Annotated in this window: 18 protein-coding genes; 5 read left to right on the top strand and 13 right to left on the bottom strand. The window is 36.8% G+C overall.

Annotated elements, in window-relative coordinates; all coding sequences use genetic code 11:
- Nucleotides 1–25: 25 nt before the first annotated feature.
- Both H1R81_RS02410 and H1R81_RS02405 read left to right on the top strand, forming a co-directional pair.
- Nucleotides 26–463: a response regulator gene (locus H1R81_RS02410; protein ID WP_181839079.1), complete on the top strand. Its 438-nt coding sequence runs from the start codon at nt 26–28 to the stop codon at nt 461–463.
- A gap of 11 nt (nt 464–474) precedes the next feature.
- Nucleotides 475–2889 (top strand): PAS domain-containing protein, encoded by a 2415-nt coding sequence (locus H1R81_RS02405; protein ID WP_181839078.1) that lies wholly within the window; start codon nt 475–477, stop codon nt 2887–2889.
- Nucleotides 2890–2989: 100 nt separating this feature from the next.
- On the opposite strand, the gene H1R81_RS02400 is transcribed toward H1R81_RS02405, so the two are convergent.
- From H1R81_RS02400 to H1R81_RS02340, 13 genes are all read right to left on the bottom strand, one after another.
- A complete protein-coding gene (locus H1R81_RS02400; RefSeq protein WP_181839077.1) occupies nt 2990–3436 on the bottom strand; it encodes a nuclear transport factor 2 family protein in 447 nt (148 codons plus the stop codon).
- A 53-nt stretch (nt 3437–3489) separates the two neighbouring features.
- Nucleotides 3490–4587: a Gfo/Idh/MocA family protein gene (locus H1R81_RS02395; RefSeq protein WP_229251036.1), complete on the bottom strand. Its 1098-nt coding sequence runs from the start codon at nt 4585–4587 to the stop codon at nt 3490–3492.
- 43 nt (nt 4588–4630) lie between these two features.
- Nucleotides 4631–5140, bottom strand: coding sequence for a hypothetical protein (locus tag H1R81_RS02390; protein WP_181839076.1), 510 nt, complete (start codon nt 5138–5140; stop codon nt 4631–4633).
- A complete protein-coding gene (locus H1R81_RS02385; RefSeq protein WP_181839075.1) occupies nt 5137–6507 on the bottom strand; it encodes an alpha/beta hydrolase in 1371 nt (456 codons plus the stop codon). The genes H1R81_RS02390 and H1R81_RS02385 overlap by 4 nt, the downstream gene beginning before the upstream one ends.
- A gap of 9 nt (nt 6508–6516) precedes the next feature.
- A complete protein-coding gene (locus H1R81_RS02380; RefSeq protein ID WP_181839074.1) occupies nt 6517–7398 on the bottom strand; it encodes a TolB family protein in 882 nt (293 codons plus the stop codon).
- On the bottom strand, nt 7395–8075 hold the full coding sequence (locus H1R81_RS02375; protein WP_181839073.1) for a DUF4369 domain-containing protein: 681 nt from the start codon (nt 8073–8075) through the stop codon (nt 7395–7397). The genes H1R81_RS02380 and H1R81_RS02375 overlap by 4 nt, the downstream gene beginning before the upstream one ends.
- Nucleotides 8076–8170: 95 nt before the next feature.
- Nucleotides 8171–9124: a PHP domain-containing protein gene (locus tag H1R81_RS02370; protein ID WP_181839072.1), complete on the bottom strand. Its 954-nt coding sequence runs from the start codon at nt 9122–9124 to the stop codon at nt 8171–8173.
- Nucleotides 9125–9128: 4 nt separating this feature from the next.
- Entirely contained in the window at nt 9129–10556 is a 1428-nt protein-coding gene (locus tag H1R81_RS02365) for an SUMF1/EgtB/PvdO family nonheme iron enzyme (protein WP_181839071.1), read from the bottom strand.
- Between the two features lie 87 nt (nt 10557–10643).
- Complete coding sequence (locus H1R81_RS02360; protein ID WP_181839070.1) at nt 10644–11519, bottom strand: nuclear transport factor 2 family protein; 876 nt, start codon at nt 11517–11519, stop codon at nt 10644–10646.
- Between the two features lie 97 nt (nt 11520–11616).
- Nucleotides 11617–12444, bottom strand: coding sequence for a helix-turn-helix domain-containing protein (locus H1R81_RS02355; protein ID WP_181839069.1), 828 nt, complete (start codon nt 12442–12444; stop codon nt 11617–11619).
- Nucleotides 12445–12582: 138 nt separating this feature from the next.
- Complete coding sequence (locus H1R81_RS02350; protein ID WP_181839068.1) at nt 12583–13692, bottom strand: DUF2911 domain-containing protein; 1110 nt, start codon at nt 13690–13692, stop codon at nt 12583–12585.
- 318 nt (nt 13693–14010) lie between these two features.
- On the bottom strand, nt 14011–14649 hold the full coding sequence (locus H1R81_RS02345; RefSeq protein ID WP_181839067.1) for a response regulator transcription factor: 639 nt from the start codon (nt 14647–14649) through the stop codon (nt 14011–14013).
- Nucleotides 14646–17750: a two-component regulator propeller domain-containing protein gene (locus H1R81_RS02340; RefSeq protein ID WP_181839066.1), complete on the bottom strand. Its 3105-nt coding sequence runs from the start codon at nt 17748–17750 to the stop codon at nt 14646–14648. The genes H1R81_RS02345 and H1R81_RS02340 overlap by 4 nt, the downstream gene beginning before the upstream one ends.
- Before the next feature lie 364 nt (nt 17751–18114).
- On the opposite strand from H1R81_RS02340, the gene H1R81_RS02335 reads away from it, so the two are divergent.
- The 3 genes from H1R81_RS02335 to H1R81_RS02325 all read left to right on the top strand — a co-directional run bounded on the left by H1R81_RS02335 (nt 18115) and on the right by H1R81_RS02325 (nt 25141).
- A complete protein-coding gene (locus H1R81_RS02335; RefSeq protein ID WP_181839065.1) occupies nt 18115–20571 on the top strand; it encodes an ABC transporter permease in 2457 nt (818 codons plus the stop codon).
- Nucleotides 20572–21066: 495 nt separating this feature from the next.
- The gene (locus H1R81_RS02330) at nt 21067–21447 is read left to right on the top strand and encodes a response regulator (RefSeq protein ID WP_181839064.1); all 381 of its coding nucleotides are present in this window, start codon (nt 21067–21069) and stop codon (nt 21445–21447) included.
- Nucleotides 21448–21451: 4 nt separating this feature from the next.
- Nucleotides 21452–25141 carry a PAS domain S-box protein gene (locus H1R81_RS02325; protein WP_181839063.1) on the top strand — a complete coding sequence of 1230 codons (3690 nt, stop codon included), beginning with the start codon at nt 21452–21454 and terminating at the stop codon, nt 25139–25141.
- Nucleotides 25142–25151: the final 10 nt, after the last annotated feature.

The raw sequence follows: 25151 nt of genomic DNA, 5'->3' as shown, positions 1-25151 counted from the left end.
CCTTACGCCTAACTATTAAAACTGCATGACAAAAAACAACTACCATATTATTCTCGCTGATGATGATGAAGATGACAGGATTTTCTTCAAAGAAGCGCTTTCAGAGACCGTAAGTTCTGCCACAATCAACACTGCTAATGATGGCTTAGAACTGATGAATATGCTATCTGATAAGCTACCTGATGCCATCTTTCTTGATTTGAATATGCCCTTCAAAAACGGACAGGAATGCCTGTATGAAATAAAAACCAATAGACGATATAAGAACATACCAGTAGTAATTTATTCTACCAGTTCTAATGTCGACCAGATTAACTCTACTTTCAAAGCAGGAGCCAATCTGTATATTTCAAAACCTGACTCCTACATAGAACTAAAAATTATCCTAAAGAAGGTTTTTACTCTGAAATGCGAAGAGTACAAACCTCAACCTGATAAAGAAAAATTTGTTTTAAAGTATTAAAATTTTGAAGTATGTCTCTTACCAAAGACAAATCAGACGAAATTCGTTCTGTCAATGAGGTTATTAAACCAGACCTATTACATTTTAATTATTTAAACGGCTATGCCGCCCATCTTCTTAGTAATAAATTAGAAGATTTTACGCGGGAATTGCTATTCATATCCCGAGAAATAAAAATACCCGTATTAAGATTTTTTGAGCATATGCCAGAAGATGAATTGATAAAAATATCCATTGAAGGCACAAGAGAACTCCTTAATTATTTTGCTACCAATACAATTGATGAGTTTATCGAAACATCAATAAAAAAATGGACGGAAAACCAGTTGGTTGTGGTTCAGAGTGATGAAATAGTAGCAAAGGACATTTCAGCAGGAAACTTTGCCCGTAGAAAAGCCTTCCGTCGTTTTTTACCTGACTATACCACCGATTTCAAACTTTATAATCATATTTTAGATGAAATAGACCAATTTGTGCTTACTGTCGAAGAAAAATCATACAATACATTATTTAATATCAAGCAACAAAAAATTAATGAGAATCTCTACTTTATTGAGAAGGTAAATAACACCCTACCCGGTGTGGTATATGTATATGACTTATTAGACCAGAAAGAAATTTATTCAACATCCAAAAGAGAAGAACTGATTGGCTTTACAGGCGAAGAAATCAGAAGTTTTGGAAGCAATATGTTTTCGGCATTGCTTCATCCTGAAGATTTAGATAAAAGGCTCGAACACCTCCGCAATTTTTCTTCTGCCAAAGATGGTGAAATCCGTAGTCTTGAGTATCGGCTCAAAAACAAAAGAGGGGGTTATCATTGGCAAAGAGTTTATGAGACAGTATTCAAACGAAATGAGCAAGGTATCCCATCACAGATTATTGGGATGTCGCTCGATATTAATAAAGAAAAAGATGCCTCACAGAAGCTACAGCTACGTGAACAGCAACTAAGCGAAGCCCAGGAAATAGCAGGTTTAGGCAGCTTTGAGTGGGATTTGCAGGCACATAATTCACTTTATTCAGACCAGTTACTAAAAATATTCGAATTAGAAGAAAGTAAAGATTATCTCACATTTCTACAATTTGTGCATCCAGCCGACCAGACACGGCTTACCGCCGCTATTAATGAGGCCATTACTGGCAATGGTATTTACGAATGTGAATATCGCTATCAGAAAGAAACAGAGAAAATAATATGGTCTCGTGGAATTGTCACTTTCCAAGACGGTAAACCGCTCAAAATGAGAGGAACTGTGATGGATGTAACAGAAAGAAACAAGATTTTACAACAATTAGAACATACCATAGAACTACACAAGCAGGCACAGGCGCTCACGCATATTGGTAACTGGAGTTGGGATATACCCAATAATAAAATAGACTGGAGTGATGAAATGTACAGGATTTACGGGCTTGAGCCCCAATCAGAAGAAATACACTTTGAACGCTTCGTTTCATTAGTTCACCCGGAAGACCGTGAACGACGTATAAGCGAAATTCATAAAGCCCTGGAAACACATATTGCGGAAGATTATGTCATACGGATTGTATGGGATAACGGTACCATAAGAGTATTGCAAGGTAAGGGAGAAGTATTATTAAATGAATTTAATAAACCTTATAAACTGACTGGCACATGCCAGGATGTTACTGAACAATACCGGATTAACCAGCAACTGGAACAAAAAAACATTGAATTACAGAGAAGTAACGAAGAACTTACTTCTTTTAATTATATAGCCAGCCATGATTTGCAGGAGCCTTTGCGAAAAATCAAGTTATTCAGCAATCGAATTTTTGAAAAAGATTTCGAAAAACTTACTCCTACAGCTAAAGAGTTTTTACCCCGAATCATTACTTCGGCAACTCAGATGCAGAAACTTATCAATGATTTACTTGCTTTTTCCCGTGCTACATCAGCTGACAAAATATTTGAGAAAACCAATTTAAATTTACTCTTAGATGAGGTAAAGAATACACTTAAAGATAGTATTGAAGAGAAAAACGTAATCATTTCTCATACAACCTTATCTGAATTGAACTTGATTCCTTTTCAGTTTCAGCAGTTATTAGAAAATATCATAGGCAATGCAATTAAATACAGCAAAACTGATGTTCAGGCAGAAATCAATATTACCTCTAAAACGGTTCAAGGCAAAAATTATGTAAGTCATGGAGCTGACGCCGGTAAAAACTACAATATGCTAAGCATCACTGATAATGGTATCGGTTTCGATCAGCAGTACTCACAAAAAATATTTGAGCTTTTCCAGCGTTTGCATAATAAAAATGAATATTCAGGTACTGGTATTGGATTGGCTATATGTAAAAAAATTATCCAGAACCATCAAGGATTTATTACTGCCAACGGTGAGCCTGGCAAAGGTGCAACTTTTCATATTTTTACGCCATTAAGCAGATAAATGTATTCCTTCAGTAACTAACCCTTGTTTTTTTGACTTATGAAACCTAAAAAATGTTTATTCCTAAAAAGGCAATATTAATGATTCCTTTGAGTTTAATTTACTTAACCAACGGCCCTTCCCATAGCACTTGATCAATCATCCAGCCATCACCTTCTCTCGATAACAATAAATAATCTGTCCCCCACCAGGCAGTAATTTTGGCGGCAGCCGTGTGATTCGAAATATCCAGGACTTTCACTATTCTTGGCGCATCCGGTTTTGGAAATCTTTTCTTTGCACTTACCCCTGCGGCATAGTCTATAGCTTGCTTGTAGGTCATATACCCGTCTTCAGCAAATTTGCCAGTCTGCTTGTTTTTAAAATAGCCAAATTTGGTCAAAGTTGGTCGTAAAGATGCTTTAATCTTTAAAGTGTCCCCTTCGTAGAATCCCTCAATATAATTCATGCACGCTTTTGTCACAAGTTCAGCATCCTGATTTGTCTGTGCCTGAACGTAAATGGAAGCCGTAAGAAACACAGCAAGAATAGTAATTTTCTTTTTCATAATTTTTAGCTTTAAAAAGGTTCAAATAAAATCAGCTTGTAATTTATCTAAAATTACCATTTTAAAATTACTTTATTACCTGTATCGGCAGATTGTTTTATTGCTTCAATAATTTTCAGATCTATCAATCCCTCTTCGCCGGAGGCGGCAGATATTTTATTTTCAATAATACATCTGGCAAAATCATCTAATTGATTTATCTGCTGATAGTCTTTACTCTGAAAATCCATAGGTTTTATCTCTCCATCAAAAAATTGTCCTGCCGTTCCGATAGCATTATACGATGGGTTTAATGCAAACCATTGCCAGCCAGTTGTGGCATGTAACCTGTCAACATAAGATGAGTAGGTAGTTGTACTATTGGATACAGCTCCACTTGGAAATTTCATAGTAAACGTGTATCCTTCATAAATATCTTTAAAAATGGTTTTATCCATAATAAATCCCTGAGCCGAAACTTCCACAGGAAGTTCACCAATAGTTCTTCTGGCTCCCTGAATACAATAAACTCCCAGATCCATAATAGCTCCACCCCCACCCATTGCCTTGTTAAGTCGCCATACTTTCGGATCTGCCATAGAAAACCCAAGACTACTCTCAATCAATCTGATACCTCCGTAAACCTTTTCATTTCCCAATCTCCGCATTTCTAAATGATATGGGTCAAAATAGAGTCTATAACCTATTGATAATTTTACCTTGGCTTTTTTGCAGGCAGCAATTATGTCTTCACACTCCTTCACATTCAATGCCATTGGCTTTTCGCAAATCACGTGTTTGCCCGCTTGCGCAGCTCTTATTGAGTATTCGGCATGCATAGAATTGGGCAAAACAATATAAATTATATCAACGTCCGGATTATTTCTGATATCATCAAAATTAGCATAATAATAGATATTCTTTTTAGGAATATTATACTCTTTTGACCATTTCTCTGCTTTTTCAGGAGTGCCAGTTACAATTGCTGTAAGCTTGCAAAGTTGTGTTTGTTGTAAAGCCGGAGCTAATTGCTTTGTTGCATAGTTTCCTAAGCCTACCAAAGCAACACCCAATGGTTTGGTATCAGTATTACTCAAAAAATCTGACTTCATGGTATGTATGGCTGGTAAGCCTAAAGTCATTGTTTTAATAAAATTTCTTCTTCCTTGCATAGTTATGGTTTCCAGTTTGTTAAATGATTATATTAAGACTCTGCTATTTATCTTTTTGTCTGATTAGAATCTGCTTAAACCGAGTTTCCCAATGAATTTCATCAATTGATTTTTCACTGATTCTTAGTACTGTTCCATCTTTCTGAGGAATAAATCCTTGTCGTGAAAGATAGGTTTCGCCATTAACTGTAAACTGGTTATATATAAACCAATTATCACCAATTTTCTTTGAATTCCATACCTGATATAAACCATTCTCAGAAGCCCATACAAATCCCCATTTATTATTGGTTTTGTCCCAGGTGCGAATAGCAATAGATTTGCCTATATTTTTAAAGTACCATTCTTCAACAAAACTGGCCTCATGAACTCCTTTTTTTACATTAAAAAAACTTAAGGAATCAATGGTTTTATCTTCATTTTGCACATACCATTTACCTGGCCAGAAGTCGAAGTAACGGGCATCGCCTTCTGGTACAAATGTCTTAGTATCCTGTCCAGTACCAGTATTTACAAACAGACATGCAAGAAAGAATATTATTATATTTTTCATTGTTTGATAAATTCAAAGGTATTAATAATGAATTTCGGCATTTCTTTCGGAAAAACGAAACCTATCAAGTCTTCCGTTCCTATAAGTTTACGCCCGTCATTAACCAGATCACCAATAGAATAATAAACACCTCCTCCATCGTGTTTCCTTCCCCAAACCAACTGTTTTTTTTCATTAACAAACAAAAAATCTGAATTTATTTTAAAAGAATTCATAATCGTGGACTGCATCACATATTTATTGTTTAAATGCTTGATTTCAAAATCAATCAACATATCCTCACCATTTGGCACTTTTACCCTGCCTGACCATTTCCCTAAAAAGGGAGTTATTTCATTAGCTGACGGGCTTGCATGGTTTATTGCTTCTGTAACCCTTTCATCTGGACCCGTCGTAATGGCATCGACATCTTTTCTTAATCGCATACTTTTTTCATTTGCTCCATACATTTTATCATGCGTTAAAAGTAAATCCAATGCCTCTTTTTTATCAGATTGCCCGATATGTTGTTTCGCGCTTTCCAGCAAAATGAGGGCAGGCATAGAATAGTTTATCTGGTATTTTGCACTTAACCCAGCATAGTAATTCTTTATCTTTTCAAGTGGCAAGTCCTTGTCTTTAGGCAAATAATCTTCAAATAGTATCTTCAAACCTTCATATACTCCTTTCAAAGGCATGGTTTCATGGCTTTCATTGATTATACTTATTTGCCTGTGGTTATTGCATTGATGCTGAATGTCTGAATCCCATCCATAAATTGCTTTTACCGAAATATATTTCTGGTTGCAGTTATGCGACAGTTTATTAGAAAAGTCAGTTTCTAAAGTTTTTGAAACACTCATAGGCACATCAAGTGCCAGAGTAAACTGAAACATAGTAGGATTTTGAATGGCTAAATAAGTAGCAAAAAGTGCTCCCTGCGAATGCCCGATCAGGATATTCATACCGCTCGATTTCAGTTTTTTAGAAATAAACGGCAGTAATTCTTTACTGATAAAATCATTGAATTTCTGGACTTCTCGCGAGCTGCTAAAATCCTGTGGAGTAGGCATATCTCTGCTTCTGTTTTTATTAACAATACCCACGATATACGCCTCTGGCATCTGCGGAAGCGAAGAACTATAATTCATAAAACAGAGTGTCCCAACTACTGTATTAAATAAAGACTCTGCATCAAAAAGAAAAATGACAGGGTAAGTGCTATTCGATTTTTCTGCTGATTTGGGGCTGTAAATCAAAAGTTCACGATTTTCATTTAAGGTCTTTGAAAAAAAACTTATCCGCTCACCAATTTCAATTTTTGTAGCATCACTTTTTTGTCCGAATGCGAGGTAAGGTAAAATAAGAAGAAGCAAAAATAATCTCATATGATTTGTCTATTTAAACTCATTAATGATAGAGGCATCAATCCAGAAAATATCAAAATTACCGTTTCTGTTGCTTCCAAAAAACAGATACTTCCCATCAGGCGATACTCTTGCAAACCGCTCTGAAAAGGGCGTATTTATTTTTGAACCCATATTGACCGGCTCAGACCATGCACCATTCTTTTTAAATGAAATATAGAGGTCAGTACTGTTTCCGATACTTCCGGTTCTGTTTGATTCAAAAATCATATATTCCTCTTTTGGGTGAATGTATGGCCCATCTTCATAGCTTTTTGTATTAGTTGGCAATGGCGAAGGGTTTATATCTTTAATTCCTGAATAGAGTATATTCCAGTCAGATGAGCGATGAGGGCCAAAGGTAAAGTACATATTTCCGTTTGCGGCAATACTATTCGCATAAATACCTCCGTAGGACTTCAATTTTTCTACCAACTGTGGCTCTCCCCATTTATCACCATTCAGAGAGACATACCAAAGGCGATTTCCTTTAGTTAAAGTATCAGCTTGATTAACCCTTCTGTTCGAGCTAAAAAACAGAGTTTTACCATCCACACTAAAATCAGGAAATGAAAAATCGGACAAACTATCCGAGAAAGCCGGCATTTTTGGTACTGACCACTGCCCGTTTACATAATTCATTTCCAGCATCTTCATGCGGTAAGAGGGCATTTTCATTATAGCCCAAAGCACTTTCCGACCATCAGGCGAAAAAGCAGGCGCCGAATGCTCAATCTGACTCGTGCTCATGATACCGTCAGCAAAAACTTTGGCTATCTGGCTGGGCGGCACTTCATTCAAATAATTGATTGAAGGTTTTTTTTGAGCGAAAAGCAGTTGTGAGAATAAAATAAGTATTAGGACTGGCTTCATTGCTTTAGGCTTTCCTTTTGATATTGATTATAGAATTTCTGTCCGAAATGGCTTCGTTGAATTTCAGGAGACAGCAAATTATACAGGTCATACATTTTAGTAAGGCGTTCTTTTCCGATGTTTCTGATAGAACCTATATAGAACCCACAAGCGTATGAACAGGGATTACTTGCAAATATTGTCCTGATGTTTTCATAGGCTTCGTCCATTTCTTGGCGCTTAACTCTTTTTAAATGATTAATCGACACAGTATCATTAAGTTTAAGCCAGTTTTGCATCTGTCTGACCTCATCATTGGTCAGATGACCCTTTTCAGAGCTTAAAAGTTTTTGATACAAATCGTGTTCAGGAGCTCCTTTAATGATAGCTTTCATTATTTTATTAGTTTCGGGATTCAATTCGATTGAAACAGAAGTACTGCCTTGCTCTATAAAAACAGGGAGACGAAAATTTCTCTTTGAATCCTGAAGATAACAAAGCTGAGGTTCACCAATTTTGCCTTTTAATCTGAAAGCCGTTCCGGTTACATTAGCACTTGCTACTGTATCGTTTTCAGAAGTAATCAATAAAACAGTCTGGCTTTCGATACCATTGACTTTGCCTTTAATCTGAAAACTTATTTGTGAAAAGACTGAAAACGAAAGGCAAACGAAAGTAATAATCTTTAAGAAATTCATAGTTAGCTGGTTTAAGAGAACAAGAAAGTAACTGGCTTTTGGCTTGTAATAGTTACTGATTACAAATCCAAATCTGGATGACTTTGTAATTAAATTTAATAAAAATTGGGTTGAAGCCAGGCATAAGCGCCGTCAGACCGTTCTATCCGGCATCTCACGTATTTGTGTTTTTTCTTCATTTTAAATGTCGGATTATCAGATTCATCTACGCTAAGGACTTTACCATTCTGGCCAATAAAATAGGTTCTGAATCCATATCCGTTACTCTCTATTTCAATTTGTATTTTATGGTCGGCAATTGAATAGTTCCTGATAATCACACCTGTTGTAGCATAAAAATCACCTTTTTCCATAGCTTCAATAATCTTTTTTTGTTCCAGTTTTTCAGCATTTACCATAATCCAGGCGCTACCGGGGTCTTTTGAGTAAGGACGAAAGTTATGTGCATCGTCAGCCGCGACACCATATAAAATCTTGCCTTTGCTGAGTACTCTATCCCATATTTCATCTGTTGATGGCTTGAAACTCCCGCCTTTAAAATCGGCACAACAGACCTCGAAAAACTTCAGATTTTTAATCCGGGAAATTTGTTCAGAAGTGATAGCAGCTTTTAATATGCCATTAGGATGATTGAGAATCCCTAATCCGTTTTTTTGCGAAATATCAGCTAAATTTCCAGCTATGACATTATCCACTGAAGTACCCGAAAGTGGCAGAACATTCTCAGAAACACCTATGCCATTCAAATGAACCGGCGTTTTTTCAAATCTGTCTGTAACCTCAACTCCGGGTATCAACAAGAATTTCTCCTCTGAATTATACTTGCTGGCTAAAGTTTCATCATAGCTGAGTTTATTATGGTCGGTTATAGACATAAAGTCAAACTTTTGACTTACATACCAATTGATTACTGAGTCGATAGAGGTATTTCCATCTGAATTTCTGGTATGAGTATGAATATTACCTTTATACCATTTCTTTGCAGGCTCCTGTGCCAGAACCATATGACCTGTACAGAACAATACAAATATGTAAGTAGCTTTTTTCATTGCATCAATCTTTGGTTCTGGCAAAACGGCTACCATAAGCAAGCGATCTCATACCTCCCGACCATGCCCCAAAAGTACGGTTGGCCAGTGTAGCGTTCGGGTTCAAGTCTCCAATAAGCTGGTCATGGTGGTAATAGCCCCCACCCCGAAATCCAAAGCCGGATGTTTCAGTACAGCCCACCGGCCAGTCTGCATTGGTGGCAAAACCATATTTAAGTATTCCGTCACCATGAGTACCTTTGAATCCCCTACCTGTTGAGTCGCCTATGGTAATTACGCGCTCCCACACACTCCCCGACAAATCCATTACCCAGTAATAGGAAGCACCAAATTCTTCTTTATTGATGTTGCTAAGCGTACTTTCATCAGCACCATTGGCAAATACAAGTTCGTCTTGCTTGTTCACGTGTCTTATTAGTTTTTCTTTTGAGGCAGTATTCCACGGAAATTCCCTATTAATGGGTTTCAAAGGTCCTCTACAGGCTTTTTCGTATTCCAGTTCTGTATAGGGCCGCAGAGCTGCCCAGTCAGCATACGCCATTGCATCATCCCAACTGATAAAATTGGCAGGGCGACCAGGTGATTTCGCCAGATAAACACCATCCTTCTGATAAATAGAGCCCCTGTAATCTTCATAATTTCTACCACCGAAATTTGCCCTCTGGAAAGATGAGGTAACAGAAATACAATTAAGAAAATCGGCATACTGGCCCTGAGAAAGTTCATATTTCATCAGGTAAAATGCCTGAAACCCTTTCGGAAAAGCCTTCGGAATGATTCCGGTCTGGTCACCATTATAGATTTTCGTTTTTGAATGATAGTACAAAGAGCCTGCCTGTGGGCCAATCTTTATATCATTTGTTTCAGAAGCTATATTGAAAAGGCCTTTAAATTCACCATTCTCACCAGATAAAAAGAACGTATAATTCGTTTTCAGCAGAGTAGTATCTGCTTCTCCTAAAGTAAACTTTCCCTGAGGTATGCTTACCATTTCTATACCATACGCGGCAAAGTTCTTTTCGTATAAATTGCCCTCTACATTTTCAAGGGCAATCCAGATTTTCCAGCTGATATTCCCTCTATAGGTTTTGTTCGGCATCAAAAATAACCCCATATGATCTTTTGAAACTTCAAGCACCGGATCAGGGCTGCCTGCCAATTGATTTTTTATCAATCTATGCCCACTACCTTCGACTTTTACATGGCTGTAATTATTGTTATCCGTATAAGGACTTGGAGTAACTTTGAAAAACACCCAGACGGCATCATGATTATTCTCATTTCTCCAGGCGTTTTTCCAGGAAAGTTGTAGTTGCGCATAGAGTTTATTGTTTTCCCTTTGCCATTGCACCTGCTCTATTATTATATCAGAGGCAGTTGCTTGAAAAACCCCGAAGAAAAAAAACAGAGGTAGAATCGTAAGCTTTTTCATAATTTTTTATTGTTATTAAGATGAACACTCGCCATAACTTAAACGGGATTATCTAAATCATGCTGTTACCTGCAAAAACCTTAATGGTTATGACATTCCAATTACATCCAGTACTATTTTCCAGATTTTACCGTCTTCTTTTTTCCATATCCTGATATAATTGGCATTAATTATGCGTCCACTGGGCAGAGTTACGGCCACTTTGCCATAAGTATAGGCCATATCAGCCGCTTCTGAAATTTCAGCATTCAGATGATTAAAAATGAAAGTTTTACTACCATCCTGATATTTTTCAAGCTCGTTTAAACCTGTCACCGGGGCTTCATTAGGTCTGTGAATCCTCCCTTCCATTGAATAGTATTCTGCAATAAATGAGGTAGCCTTCTGATTCAATTCAGCTATGTATTTTTTATCCAGCGCTATCAGAGCTGCTCTCGCTTCAGCCTTACTCACTTTTTCAGATTGCTTTTTTAAGACAGTTTTAGAGCTTGCCACCTCCACACTTTTTTTGAAACTGTTTTTATACGAAGTCCCTAAATCCATCAAATTTTTCCACTCGCCATTGGCTTGTTTTTGCCAGACGGATGAGAACAAACCAGTAGCGGTAGGTAGTGAGTCTGTCTTTGAAGTAAAATATTGCCAGGGTCCATAAGTATATCCAAAATCACCGGAAGATGCTATATCAGCAAATATCGGCCACCAAGCCAATAAATCATTTGATTCGGTATCCGGCGTTGTTTCAAAAAGTTGAATGGCATTTACAGCCTCGCCTTTCTGGAATTTTATGCCATTTGGGGCCATAAACTTCAAAAATGCCTGTCTCATGCTGGTCTGTTGAGCATAGGCCGCAAAGGCTCTTTCAACATTAATCATGGCCTGTAAACCTGATTCTTGCTTAATCTGGGCAGTACTTACAATAGATAACAGACTAAATATTACCAATAGAAATCCCGTGATTTTCATTCAAGTCAATTAATAATCACAAATTAAAGGATTAAAAAAAGTGGAAAATTGTAAAAAATCGAAATTGGGATTTATTGTATAGATTTAGTTTAGTGATTTATAGAGTTTTCATCGACAGCAAGTTAATATCAAACAGTTTAGCCTTATCTTTTAGTAGATTTTTGGGAGTAAAATATGCAAAACTTTTGAATTCCTTAATAAAATGGGACTGATCATAATAGTTGGTTTCAAAACTCAGGTGGGTGAGGCTCAACTGGCTATTTTGTTTAAATTTTAGAAGAAAACTATTTAACCGACAAATTTTAGCATATTCTTTTGGCGTTAGTCCTACCGAAAGTTTGAATTTACTTTCTAAAGTTTTATCTGAAATCCCGAACTTATCTGCCAACATATTGATTTTTATGTCTCCATTTCTTGAAGTTATCTCTCCCAATGCTTTGTTTATTAGGTCATTAGAAGGTATCTTTCTGAGGTTTCTGTACAAAAAATCAAGAATAACACCTATTTTCTCATATATAGTTGATGCTTCTCTGACACGTTCTTCTATTAAATTATCTTTCACTGCAAATACCTGATTAACAGGCACTTGCAAATCGTTCAATTCATTAGCCGGAATATGACTGAACGCCGAAAAGCCGGTAGGTGTAAAACGAATGCCTAAAACATAATTGTTGTTGAATAATTCTAAGGCTACCATCTTTTTCATCTGCCCTATCACTACAGGCCTCGCTACAGAATTATTTGTACCGCCCTCCTCAAGGCTTTTTCTATGGTAGGCAGTACCCAGATTAAATATTAATTCTATCGCGCCGTTCGGAAACCAGTACTTATCTCCGTGCCCTTTTGAATAACTTGTTCTATCCACCCAGATACTGGCAATATAGGGCTGCAAAACTACTGGAATCTGAAATTCTTGATAACTCATCTTATTGAGCAAAAAAATAGCTGTTACATAAAGTAACATGAAATTAAAACCTGTAGCGAATAAATCCAGTTTAAGAATGTTAAAATTTGTTAAACTGATTTATTCGCCGCAGTTCTTTCATAATTTTCAACAATTTCATTACCTTACTAATTGCTTGCCTGATTTTATGTCAGCCAGAATTCCCTCAAAATATGCTTTAGTGTTGTCATCTTTAGCTATGGTTTTACCCTTTTCGGCATATTTTATAGCTTCATTCTCGTTATTGTTGAAATAATACCCTCTCGTCATTCCTAAACAGGTATAAATATCATCAGGATATTTTTCAAAATTCAATTTAAATATCTCTAAGGCTTCCTTGTCTTTTTTCATTCGTAAAAGGCTTTGGCCATAAGTGTTAAGCTGAAGCATAGTAGCCATTGGAAAAGCTTTTTTTAATACTGAATCTGCCTTGGCTTTTTGCTGATTTTTTTCTAACAACCCGGCATAAGTAGAAAGCGTGAGAAAATTAGCTTCACCAAAATAAGTAGTGATCGAACGCTCTGCCCATGATAAGCCTTCTTCGAGATTAATATTGTTTACTAAACAAAAATTTGCGGCTGCGTGCATATTTTGCCAATAACGATAAAAATTACCGTTATTAAACTCCCTTCTGTATGCTTCAAGTCTTTGCTTGGTTAAATCGACAGCTACTTTAAATGGAATCCGGACATACTCCCAGGCGAGAGTAATAGTTGCTTCCTGGTCGCTTTGGTTCGAAAACTCATATTTTAGCCTTTCTACAGACTCTTTTTCGTACACAATTGGCACATCAACCCGTAAAGCATCATCTTTGGGTTCATAATAAAAACTTCCCCATGCGGTATTGGTTTTTGAGAAAATCAATACAGCTTTTTCCTTACCCATTGCTACAAAAAAACCGTATTTACCGGCAGGTAGGCTTTTCCCCTCAATCATTACTTCCGTATCAAATTCAAATGTTGTGTTTTCGTTAGCCCCTGCCCGCCAGGGTGCTGCCTTTGAGGTGCCATAATCATAATCAACAAAACCATAAGGCACTACAGCACCCCATATTTTATTTTCACGACCTTTTACCGCAGGTCGGTCGTAGTTGACAGACACTTTTGTAATTCCTATTATTTCAGAGACAGAAGCCTTTTTATTACCACCTGAGATAGGCTGGGTAATACCTTGTGCATTGGCACTCAAAGCACTAATAGTGCAGAATAATAAAAGTTTTAGTTTTTTCATGATATTTTTTTTAGCAAATGTAGATTTTCAGTACAAAACAGGGCTATTAAAACCTTGCCAAATTGGTGCAAGTTGTTTCAAGATGAATAATAGGCCAAATTTTGCTCTTTTGGTTGTGTTGAGAGCGGAGGAAAGGGCATTTTCAGGTAAAGAAAGAACATTATGAGTAGGTACAGTTTCTTCTGAAAATTTTCAATTGAGGATAAATATCTTATACTTTGGCAAAGATACAATGACAGAGTGTTGCAATTGGCCGTCAACACAAAGTCATTGTCTTTATAGTTTTACAAATCTACTCCTTCTTATTACTTCATACGCTTATATCAGTTTCTCTTTCATAGCTTTCTCAATCGCTTCAGCCTTTGAATGAACCTCCAGTTTCCAGTAAATATTCTTGATGTGGGTTCTTACTGTCTCTTTATCAATAAACAAACCTTCAGCTATATTGCTATAACTTTTTCCTCTTGATAGCAATTCCAACACCTCTGTTTCTCTTGAAGATAACGGAGAATTATGATTTTTCTGAAATGAAGCAACCACCAATCGGGCTATGTTGGTGCTCATCGGTGCACCTCCACTCATAATCTCTCTTATTGCTTCTACCAGACGTTGTGATGGCATGTTTTTGGTCAGATACCCTCCGGCACCTGCACAAAGAGCTTTAAACACCAGATCATCATTTTCATAAACAGTTACTACTATAATCTGCGCGTGCGGATAGATCTTCTTTGCTCGCTCAATACCCTCAATACCATTCATACCTGGCAGTTCAATATCCATTAATACTACATTAGGCTTATCATTCTGCACATTTTTGAGAAAATCCTCACAGTTATTATAAGCACTTACTACTTTGAATCCCTGATTTTCGTTCAAAAGCATGACAAATCCTTCCCGAATAATATTATCATCTTCTACCAGGCAGATTTTGATAAGGTTTGTATTTTGGTAGCTCATTTTTTTATTTTGTTGATGACCAGCTTCACAGTTGTCCCTTCATTATTTTCTGAAATTATTTCTACTTCTGCTCCTATTTTTTCGGCACGGCTACGAATATTCCCCAGTCCATTGCCATTGTTGGGCTTATTTGATTGAATACCGGTACCATTATCCTGCCAACAAATCGTCAGTTTTTTGTTTTCTAATCTAAAATTCAATTTCACCTCACTGGCATTAGCATGCTTCAGAGTATTCATAATTGCTTCTTTAAACAGCATTACCAGATGTCTGCTGGCTCCCATAGGTAATTTTATGAACTCAAAGTCCTCCGAAATACCTTCACACACAAACCTAATATCTCTTTTATCTAATATCTCATCACAAAAATCCTTGATTCTTATGGCAATCTCAAACAAATTATCATGTTCTGGATTAATCGCCCAGATAAAATCCTTGGTTCCCTGATATAATCTACCGGCATTATCACCTATCTTTGATAGCAGAACCAGAGCTTCTTCACTCTCTGATTTTTTCAGTTTATTCTTTATCAATTCAGTCAGTAAAGAAATACGTGTCAGTGAATTACCAAATTCATCATGCATATCTTGCGCCGCAATCTTTCTTACTCTTTCGTTTTCTTCCAGCTTCACGCGTTCAATCTCTACAACACGATTGACTCTGACGCGGTAGAAGGTCATGGCAATTGTACCCATTACAATAAACGAGAGCAGGTAAAACCACCATTTTTGCCAGAATGGAGGAGCAATTGAAATGGGTATAGTAAGAATATCTTTTTCGTTCCAGAAACCTTGATTATTTGCACTTTTAACTCTTAATTGATATTCGCCTGCCTTTAGATTTGTAAAATTTATATACCTGCGATTACCATAGTAAATCCAGTCATTATCAAAGTTTTCTAATTTATAAGCTATCTGATTTTTTTCCGGATTCGTAAAATCGAGTGGTGCAAAGCGGAAAGCAAAGAAATTTTCGTTATAATTCAGCTTTATCTTACCGTCTTTCATAAGAAGGCTATCCAGATTCTGCTCTTTTTCAAACTTCATAAACGAGGTAATCACCGTTTTTGGTAAATGGCGGTTACTCGTCATTTGTAGAGGGTCAAAACTCACAAATACGCCTAAGCCACCGAAGAAAATCTCACCTGATTTTGTTTGAAAGTAGGCTCCTGAGTTAAACTCCCGATTCGATAACCCATCATCTGATGAATAATTCTGAAAAGTTTTTGTTTTCGGATCAAAGCACGAAATTCCGTTATTAGTGCTCATCCATATTCTGCCTTTATCGTCGGCTAAAGTAGAGTAAACAAAACTGTTGGGCAGGCCGTCTTTTTCAGTATAATGAATAAAACTCTCCTTCCCATTCTCAACAACCAGTTTGCTCAATCCTTTTGGACTACCAATCCACATCTGATTATTTTTGTCGAATAATACCGAGAGTATCAGATCATTAATCAGGCCTTTCGGATTATTCGGGTCATTCATATAAGTCTTATAGGTTTCATTTACAGGGTTAAATTTCACCAGACCATTATAAGTACCAATCCACAAATTACCCTTATTGTCATGTTGCAAAGCAGCTACTGATAAAACCACACCATCAGGTGTTTTATCAAATCGTTTCATATCCTTGCCTTGGATACGAAGTAAATAAGCACTTGTCCCAATCCAGAGTGTGTGGTCTTTATCTTCTAAAAAATGCATAATTGCAGGCTCATGTCCTTTTATTTTCGGAATCGGGAAACTAAAGAACTTGTCAACTACCCGATTATACCTGAATACCCCTTCATTACTACCTACCCAGATATCTTTTTTTGAGTCTTCAAAAATAACCTGATGTGTATTCATACGGTTATTAACAGTGCTGAATACATATTTTTTATATTTACTTGTATGAGAATTTATTTTGAAAAGTCCTTCGTAAGTACCCACCCAAATATCGCCATAGCTATCTTTACATATTCCGAAAACCGAAGTAGCTGCTATTGAATTTTCTTTGGCAAGTACTTTATCCCATTGTTTAAAACTGTTCTTGGAATGACTGAACAAATGAACTCCGGCTTCACGTGTACCAATCCACACAATATCTTCATTGGCCTCTTTGCCCTCATAAATCGAAAAAATAGCACTGCTTTTCAAGCCCTTCTTACTAAGGGCGTCTTCTTCTATATGCTCAATCAGTTCAATTGTTTTTCCCCTGACCTGATAACGAAATACACCTTTTGCTATCGTACCTACCCAGATTGTATTAAACCTATCTACCATAATGGCCGATATAAATACATCTGGCTGAATCAGCTGTTCTGAAAAATCCTGCAATTCAGAAGTATTGAGATTAAGTCTGAGCAGCTTTTCCTGTGCAGCCACCCAAATATTATTCTGTTCATCACAAAAAATCCGCTGAATCGGGAAATTCAGTTTTTTGTAGAAATCTTGTGGAGCATTTCTGGCGTGTAAAAACTCCACCTGTTGCTGTTCAGGGAGTTTGTCAGGATTTTTAATCACTATCTTGCTTAGGCCAATCTTAGTGGTTAGCCATATACCCCCTTTTTTGTCTTTTATTACATACCCTACCCCATAGCCCCCTAAACTCTTACGGTTGGTCGAATCATATTCATAATGAATGGCTTTATAAGTCTTACCTTTCGGAATCAATCGCCAAAGGCCATCATAGGTGCTTACCCATAGTGTTTTCTTCTGGTCTTCTACAATACCTGTTATGATATAGGTATAATCAGGCTTGTTTTTACCAAAAAGATCGGCATGGCGTTCAAAATCCTTAGATATCTTGTTAAAACTATTCAGACCATTTTTTGTACCTATCCAGAGTTTTTGCTCAGAATCTTCATACAAAAAAGTTACATCGTCATTCGATAGTGTATTTTTCTCAAAGGGATTATTATAGAAATGCTTCATCACTGAACCGTCATAGCGGTTCAGCCCGTTCTGTGTACCAAACCACATATAACCCTCCTTATCCTGAAGAATCGTACGAACCTCACTCTGGCTCAATCCCTCTTTTAACCCTATCTGATCTAAAGTCGGTACTGCCACCAACCTGAAACTCCATAAAAAGAAAATAATAAATAATCTTGTTAACATACTCCGGAATTGAACTGCTAATGTACGAATTTAATACTTATCCGAATCTCACCCAATTTGGGTGTATTTAAAATGTTCGTTTGGAACTTTGATTTAGCCGATTAATGGATTTTCCTGATTTTGCTAGTAAAATCAGCATAGTAATTTAAAGTATTGATTCTCAATCCGTTTAATCATACAAATCAGGTAAATCACAGTTCAGACAATAATGAATCAATTGTATATTAAAAGCGGACGCTTAGTTGTCCATTTTCGGACAAAAATAAACTTCACTCCATTATAAACAATTGCCTATCAACCTTTTAATTATTTGGCACAAGATTTTCGGTTAGCAAGAATAACCCTCACTTAAATATCTTCACTTATGCTTCGTAATTATATAAAAATCGCCTGGAGAAATCTCTTCAAAAACAAATTATATAGCCTGTTGAATATTGCCGGGCTTACCTTTGGATTGATTTGCTTTTTTCTGATTGGATTGTTTGTTTTCGACGAACTTACCTTTGATGAACAGCATAGTAATGCCGACCGAATATACCGATTGATTGAACATAAGAGCGCGAAAGGTGAGCAGACCATTATTGCAGGTGGTTCCTTTAAAGTTGCAGAAGAATCGAAAAAGGTAATCGTTGCAATAGAAAATTCTACCCGAGTGATTCGAATGGGCAGAGCCAACCTGATTAACCCTGAAAGACCGGAAATTAATTTTCAGGAGGATGTAACGACGGTTGATGAGAATTTCCTCAGAATATTCGATTTCCCATTAATTGAAGGTACCAGAGAAACAGCGTTAACCGAACCAAACACTATTGTCATTACCGAAGAACTGGCATTGAACAGATTCAATACAACTAAAGTACTGGGTAAAACACTCAAGTTTAGTTTTATAGATTCACCTTTAAAAATCACAGGTGTTCTGAAAAATCATAAAAAAAATTCAAGTTTTACTTTTAATAATCTGCTCTCAGAAGCCACGAGTCACTCTGCCAACTATTTTAAAGATATGATGCAGAACGACTGGCTTTCGAGCAATTTCACTGTGTATTTTTTATTGAAACCGCAGTCAGACCCTGAACACGTTGCAGTCAATCTGAAAAACCTGGTACTTAAAAATTTCAAGCCGGAAGCAGGCACTACTTTTTCTTATAATTTACAAAATCTGAAAAATGTTCATTTACGCTCAGAGGGTATTTATGATGGTGCCAGAAATTCAAATGTCGCAGCCATAGCCCAGGGCAACCCTTTATATATAAAAATTTTTATTTACATCGCACTTTTTGTGCTCTTAATTGCGGGTATTAATTATATTAATTTATCTACTGCCAAAGCATCAAACAGAAGCAAAGAAATTGGTGTTCGTAAATCGTTAGGTGCAGAAAAAGGAAGCCTTATCATTCAGTTTTTACTTGAAGCCTTTATTATCACTACCGTTTCTTTTGTTTTGTCGGTTCTGCTTTTACAGGTTATCTTACCAATATTCAATCAGTTTACTAATAAAGAACTCTCGCTTAATTTCAATACAGATTACCGAATCTGGCTTTTAGCTATTGGGGCTTGTATTTTCACCAGCTTGTTTTCAGGCTTTTACCCAGCGTTTTTACTATCCAGTTTCAAGCCTTTGAATTTGCTGAAAGGATTGAAAATGAATAGTAATCTGGCATCCAATCTTCGGAAAGGACTGGTATTTACACAATTTACTATTTCCACAGTTTTGATTATCTGTACTCTGGTGGTTTATGAGCAGGTGAAATACCTGAACAATACCAATCTGGGTTTCAGAAAAGACCATATGGTGGTGATTGATGTGAATAATGGTGCTGCCCGTAAAAACATGATTAGCCTCAAAAGCGAAATGGCAAAAATTAGCGGTGTAAAAAATGTATCGGCTACTTCGAGAGTGCCGGGTGAATGGAAAACTTATAGAAAAGTAAAAGTTTATACCGACAACCGTGTAGAAGCAGAAAAAGCATCTTATTACTTTGCTGCCGATGAAAATTTCATAGAAACATTCAATGTTAAACTCTTAAATGGTAGAAATTTTGAGCAGGTAGCAGATTCAGGTGCGGTAATTCTCAACGAAACTGCAGCAACGGCTTTGAATATTCAGGAAGCTAATAATCAGTTGATTACTATTCCGTCTATCGCCCAATCAGAGATATTCAACACCTTAAATAATCCGATAAAAATGCATGTAGTGGGTATTGTGAAAGATTTCCATTTTCAGTCATTGAAGGCTAAAATTGAACCATTGATATTAGGGTATATTAAAAACCCTATACACGATGTTGATTATTACACAGCCAGAATTGAAAGTACCAATATTCAAAGCACTTTAGATAAGCTTAAGGCCGTGATGGTCAATAACGAAAAAGATGACCCATTTGAATATCATTTTCTGGACGAACAGTTGAAACTATTCTATATGGAAGATGCCCGCAGACAACAAATTCTTATCTGGGCTGCTTTATCGACCATTTTTATTGCCTGCTTAGGTTTATTCGGATTGGCTACCTATGCTGCTGAGCAACGTATTAAGGAAATTGGCGTAAGAAAGGTATTGGGCGCATCAGTATTCAGTCTTACAGCCTTACTTACCAAAGATTTCCTGAAACTGGTTATTGCGTCAATTATTGTTGCCGCACCTATTGCCTGGTGGGGAGCTAATTTATGGTTACAGGAATACGCTTATCATATTAATATAGCCTGGTGGATGCCACTGGCAGGGGGTTTATTAGCCATTATAATAGCAATCTTTACAGTTAGTTACAACACAATCAAGGCTGCATTGTTGAACCCTATAAAATCATTGAAAACAGAATAGCAGAGAGCATCTGATATAGGGTGAGCATATCCCAAAAAGAAATTTACGAAATCTTATTTGACATCAAACATCCCTGATTTCTGAATCTTCGCACAGTAAAGTCCACTCCTAATAGTGGAGAGAGGTTGTTAACTTCTTTCTCATTGTTGGAGTGGACGCTGTTTGAAAGGTCGGGATCCAGTTTTTACCAGATTATATCAGGTAAAACCCTTCTCCTGACTTTATTCTAATTCAAATAACTGATACTTTTATACTTTATCATAGAGTTTCAAAATTTCTTTCCTATTTCCTCAATTCAAGATTTGCTTTTTCATTCTCCTCATATACAGTAGAAATAAATAACAATCATTATTTGCTCAATTGATCAATACTTTTTGGCTTTTTTCGTTTTTATTTTTACTTTTATGAAAATGTCTTGCGGTGTTATTAACCTATATCCGAAGAATCACACCAAAACATAATTAAGTTAAGCATAGGTTTCGATACATTAGCAATATGACTTTCAGTAATATTTTATTAATTGATGACGATGACGACGATCAGGAAATTTTCCTGACAGCTATTCAACAAATTTCTTCTTCTGTACAATACAATTATTATCATAGTGCGCGTGAAGCATTGTCGAAATTAGCTTTAGGTGTAAGTTTACCAGAAGTAATTTTTCTTGACCTTAATATGCCTTTAATGACAGGCCAGGAGTTTTTATTCCATATCAAACAAAATCAATCTCTTTCTCATATACCTATAATTATTTTCTCTACTGCTTCAGATTCAGCTACAAAAGAATTAACAAAAGATTTAGGTGCTTACGATTTTATAACAAAACCTGGTGACTTTAACGAATTAATTGACTTATTAAAGCCCTTAATCCAATAGCCCCATGAGCACCTCAAGCAATAATCTCAACGACTTTCCCTTTTTTAAAGGGGGGGGTGAGATGGGTGCTTTGATGAGAACCAAAGATTGGGCGAATACAATATTAAGTACACCAGATCAATGGCCAGTTCAGTTAAAACAATTGATTGCTACCATACTCGACTGCCCATCGCCGATGTTAATTTGCTGGAGCAGTTCGTATTTGCAGTTTTATAATGATGCTTTCAGGCCGATTCTGGGAACTAATAAACATCCTGAAGCATTGGGTATTGGTGCCCGAAAGACCTATCCTGAAATCTGGGGAACTATTGAACCTTTATTCAAAGAAGTAATGCAGGGAAACCCTGTTTTCTTTCGGGATTTCAGATTAGAAATGGAAAGAGATGGAAACACAGAAGAAGTATTTTTCGATTTTTCCTATAGCCCTGTTAAAGATGAAAACGGCCTGATTCAAGGCATATTGGTTGTTTGTCAGGAAACTACACCTAAAGTAAAATCACTTAAACGTCTTTCAGAAAGTGAAGAACTTTTCAGGACAATTGCCGAACAAAGCGATATACTTATTGCTTTGGGTGATACTGATGGGAATCCTATTTATTTTAATAAAGCATGGCATAATCTTACGGGGAGTCCAACAGAAGAATTAATTAATAATGGTTGGGCAAATGTGATACATCCTGATGATCTGAATAGATTCAGTCAAAAAGCTGCAAAATTCTTCAAATTGCAGAAATCATTCAAAGACGAGTTTAGGATTCTGGGGAAAGAAGGTAAATATCATTTGATTTTATCGCAAAATACACCACGTTTCAACAAGGATGGAGTATTTGAAGGTTATCTTGGCTCTTGTACACTAATAACCGAACGTGCCCAACATGAAAGGGATTTAGAAAGAGCTTTTGAACAACTGAGACTATCGAAAGAAGCGGCTCAATTAGGTACTTTTGATTTAGACCTTGAAAAAGGCACATTAGAGTGGGACGAACGCTGCCGTATTCTTTTTGGTATAAGCCACAAGGAGAAAGTAACCTACGAAAAAGATTTTGTAACCGGGCTGCATTCTGATGACCGTGAACGGGTTCTGAATGTGATTGACAAATCGTTTGTCAAATCAATCAGCAATGGCGACTACGATGTTGAATACCGCACTGTTGGTTTTGAAGACGGAGTAATCAGATGGGTAAAAGCCAAAGGAAAAGTATTTTTCGATGCCGCTGATAAACCAATCCGGTTCATAGGGTCTGTTATAGATATTACCGACCAGAAAAATGCCACGCATAATCTTGAAGAAAGCGAAGCACGTTTTCGTGCTCTGGTTGAAGAAGCCCCAATTGCTACCTGCCTTTTTGTAGGAAAAGACCAGGTAATTGAGGTAGCTAATGAAAAAATGCTTGGCTTTTGGGGAAAAGGTCGCTCAGTATTTGGTAAACCATTAGCAGAGGCAGTACCAGAATTGGTCGGACAACCCTTTCTGGAAATTTTAGATACTATTTTTACAACTGGTGTAGCATACACAGCTACTGGAATGCGAGCCGACCTTATGGTAGATGGTGTGTTAGGCACCTATTATTTCGATTTTACCTATAAACCACTTTTCAATACTAAAGGAGAGGTATATGCCATTATGGATATGGCCGTAGATGTAACTGAGCAGGTATTGGCACAGCAACGTATTGAAGAAACACAACGCGAATTGCTTTCGTCTTTTGAAGAATCTCCCGTTTCTATTGCTATTATCAGTGAAGATAACCTCACCTTCAGGAATGTCAATTCAGCTTATGCAGCATTGGTCGACCGGAAACCAGAAGATTTAATAAATAAACCATTATTAGTAGCATTACCCGAGTTGACTGGCCAGGGCTTTGACAATTTGCTTAGAAGTGTTATTGAGACTGGAGTACCTTTTATTGCCAATAGTGTAAAAGTAGATTTAGTAAAGAACGGCAAACCAGAATCCATTTACGTTGATTTTACCTATCAACCACGCTATGAAGGAACAGACCAGATTGTTGGTGTGCTGGTGGTAGCTGTTGAAGTAACCGAACAAGTGAATGCCCGTCGTAAAATAGAAGAAAGTGAAACCAAACTCCGCAGCATTATTTCATCTGCTCCTGCCGGAATCGGCCTTTATGTCGGGTCTGATTTCATTATAGAAAATCCGAATCAGACATTTATTGATCTGATGGGTAAGGGTTCTGATATCGTTGGGAAACCCTTAAAAGAGGTAATGCCCGAATTAATAACCGAAAATCAACCCTTTTTACAAATATTAGATAAAGTATTTAAAACAGGAAAGGAATATCACTCCTCTGGCTCATTGGCTAAAATAATAAAGAATGGAATCCTGACAGAAGGATACTATAATATTACCTATACCCCAGTATTCAATGCTGATGGTGAGATTTATGCAATATTAGAAATAGCAGTTGAAGTTACTGAACAGATAAAAGCCCAACAGGCGTTAGAAGAAGCTGAAGCAGAATTACGTGTAGCCATAGAATTAGCTGGGTTGGTTACCTGGAAACTGGATATTAAAAATCAGACTTACAAATACTCACCCCGCTTCATGCACTGGCTTGGATTTAATGAAGATACTCAAGACCTTATAGCTGCTTATAATCCTTTGCCAGGCGATTATAGAGAGTCAGTTCCAGCACTTATTAATAAAATAACATCTCCCGGAGGCTCAGGTATTTATGACAACGAACACCCTGTTGTAAATCATAAAACCGGGCAGGTACGCCTGATTCATGCACAAGGTCAGGTATTTTATGATGCGACAGGTAACCCTGCAATTTTAAGTGGAATTGCACAGGATATTACACTGCAACGAGAGATGCAACTCGCCTTGGAAGCAGAAGTAAAACAACGTACCAGGGAATTAGATACCGCCATTGAAAAATTACAGGTTACCATCGAAGAATTAGCTGAGTCTAATACAAAACTGATGCAATCTAATGCTGAACTGGCTCAGTTTGCCTATATCGCTTCACATGACTTGCAGGAACCTTTACGCAAAATCAGTACTTTTTCACAATTATTAGAGCGAAGTTTAGGCCCAAATCCTTCTGATGATTCAAAGAATTTTCTGGCTAAAATAAGAAACTCATCTGTCCGTATGACAGCCCTCATCAGAGACGTACTGATGTACTCGCAACTTGTTAAAGAAAATGACACCTACGAAAAAGTAAATCTTAATGAGATTTTTGAGAATATATTGTCAGACTACGAACTGTTAATTGAGCAGAAAAAAGCAACAATAGATCGAAAGAAATTACCTGTTATAGAAGCAATTCCATTACAAATGAGTCAACTTTTTGCCAATTTACTGAGTAATGCATTGAAATTTGTGCAGAAAGATGTAAGGCCAATAATCAGTATTAATACCCAAAAACTTAGTGAGACCGAAGCAGAATTATTGGGATTATCAGCTAACTACAGCTATTATAATATACAATTTACTGATAACGGCATTGGTATTCCTCCAGAATATATAGAAAAAGTATTCCATATCTTCCAACGATTACACCGAAAATCAGAATATGAGGGTACAGGAATTGGGCTGGCTATATGCAAAAAAATAGCACAGAATCATCACGGAGACATCAGTATAGAAAATAATGTTAAAGGTGGTAGTACATTTAATGTGATTTTACCTGAGAATCAAACCTTGCCCACGAAAGAAATCCAATAAGCAAAAACGT

Source organism: Emticicia sp. BO119, from assembly GCF_013912375.1.
In the GTDB taxonomy this organism is placed as follows: Bacteria; Bacteroidota; Bacteroidia; order Cytophagales; family Spirosomataceae; genus Emticicia.
The sequence above is the reverse complement of the archived record's forward strand: the minus strand, read 5'-3'. Positions and strand labels throughout refer to the sequence as shown.

Excerpts from the sequence above, each read along its gene's own strand:
- H1R81_RS02410 (WP_181839079.1), top strand. The coding sequence starts at position 26 with ATGACAAAAAACAACTACCATATTATTCTCGCTGATGATGATGAAGAT.
- H1R81_RS02405 (WP_181839078.1), top strand. The coding sequence starts at position 475 with ATGTCTCTTACCAAAGACAAATCAGACGAAATTCGTTCTGTCAATGAG.
- H1R81_RS02400 (WP_181839077.1), bottom strand. The coding sequence starts at position 3,436 with ATGAAAAAGAAAATTACTATTCTTGCTGTGTTTCTTACGGCTTCCATT.
- H1R81_RS02395 (WP_229251036.1), bottom strand. The coding sequence starts at position 4,587 with ATGCAAGGAAGAAGAAATTTTATTAAAACAATGACTTTAGGCTTACCA.
- H1R81_RS02390 (WP_181839076.1), bottom strand. The coding sequence starts at position 5,140 with ATGAAAAATATAATAATATTCTTTCTTGCATGTCTGTTTGTAAATACT.
- H1R81_RS02385 (WP_181839075.1), bottom strand. The coding sequence starts at position 6,507 with ATGAGATTATTTTTGCTTCTTCTTATTTTACCTTACCTCGCATTCGGA.
- H1R81_RS02380 (WP_181839074.1), bottom strand. The coding sequence starts at position 7,398 with ATGAAGCCAGTCCTAATACTTATTTTATTCTCACAACTGCTTTTCGCT.
- H1R81_RS02375 (WP_181839073.1), bottom strand. The coding sequence starts at position 8,075 with ATGAATTTCTTAAAGATTATTACTTTCGTTTGCCTTTCGTTTTCAGTC.
- H1R81_RS02370 (WP_181839072.1), bottom strand. The coding sequence starts at position 9,124 with ATGAAAAAAGCTACTTACATATTTGTATTGTTCTGTACAGGTCATATG.
- H1R81_RS02365 (WP_181839071.1), bottom strand. The coding sequence starts at position 10,556 with ATGAAAAAGCTTACGATTCTACCTCTGTTTTTTTTCTTCGGGGTTTTT.
- H1R81_RS02360 (WP_181839070.1), bottom strand. The coding sequence starts at position 11,519 with ATGAAAATCACGGGATTTCTATTGGTAATATTTAGTCTGTTATCTATT.
- H1R81_RS02355 (WP_181839069.1), bottom strand. The coding sequence starts at position 12,444 with ATGAGTTATCAAGAATTTCAGATTCCAGTAGTTTTGCAGCCCTATATT.
- H1R81_RS02350 (WP_181839068.1), bottom strand. The coding sequence starts at position 13,692 with ATGAAAAAACTAAAACTTTTATTATTCTGCACTATTAGTGCTTTGAGT.
- H1R81_RS02345 (WP_181839067.1), bottom strand. The coding sequence starts at position 14,649 with ATGAGCTACCAAAATACAAACCTTATCAAAATCTGCCTGGTAGAAGAT.
- H1R81_RS02340 (WP_181839066.1), bottom strand. The coding sequence starts at position 17,750 with ATGTTAACAAGATTATTTATTATTTTCTTTTTATGGAGTTTCAGGTTG.
- H1R81_RS02335 (WP_181839065.1), top strand. The coding sequence starts at position 18,115 with ATGCTTCGTAATTATATAAAAATCGCCTGGAGAAATCTCTTCAAAAAC.
- H1R81_RS02330 (WP_181839064.1), top strand. The coding sequence starts at position 21,067 with ATGACTTTCAGTAATATTTTATTAATTGATGACGATGACGACGATCAG.
- H1R81_RS02325 (WP_181839063.1), top strand. The coding sequence starts at position 21,452 with ATGAGCACCTCAAGCAATAATCTCAACGACTTTCCCTTTTTTAAAGGG.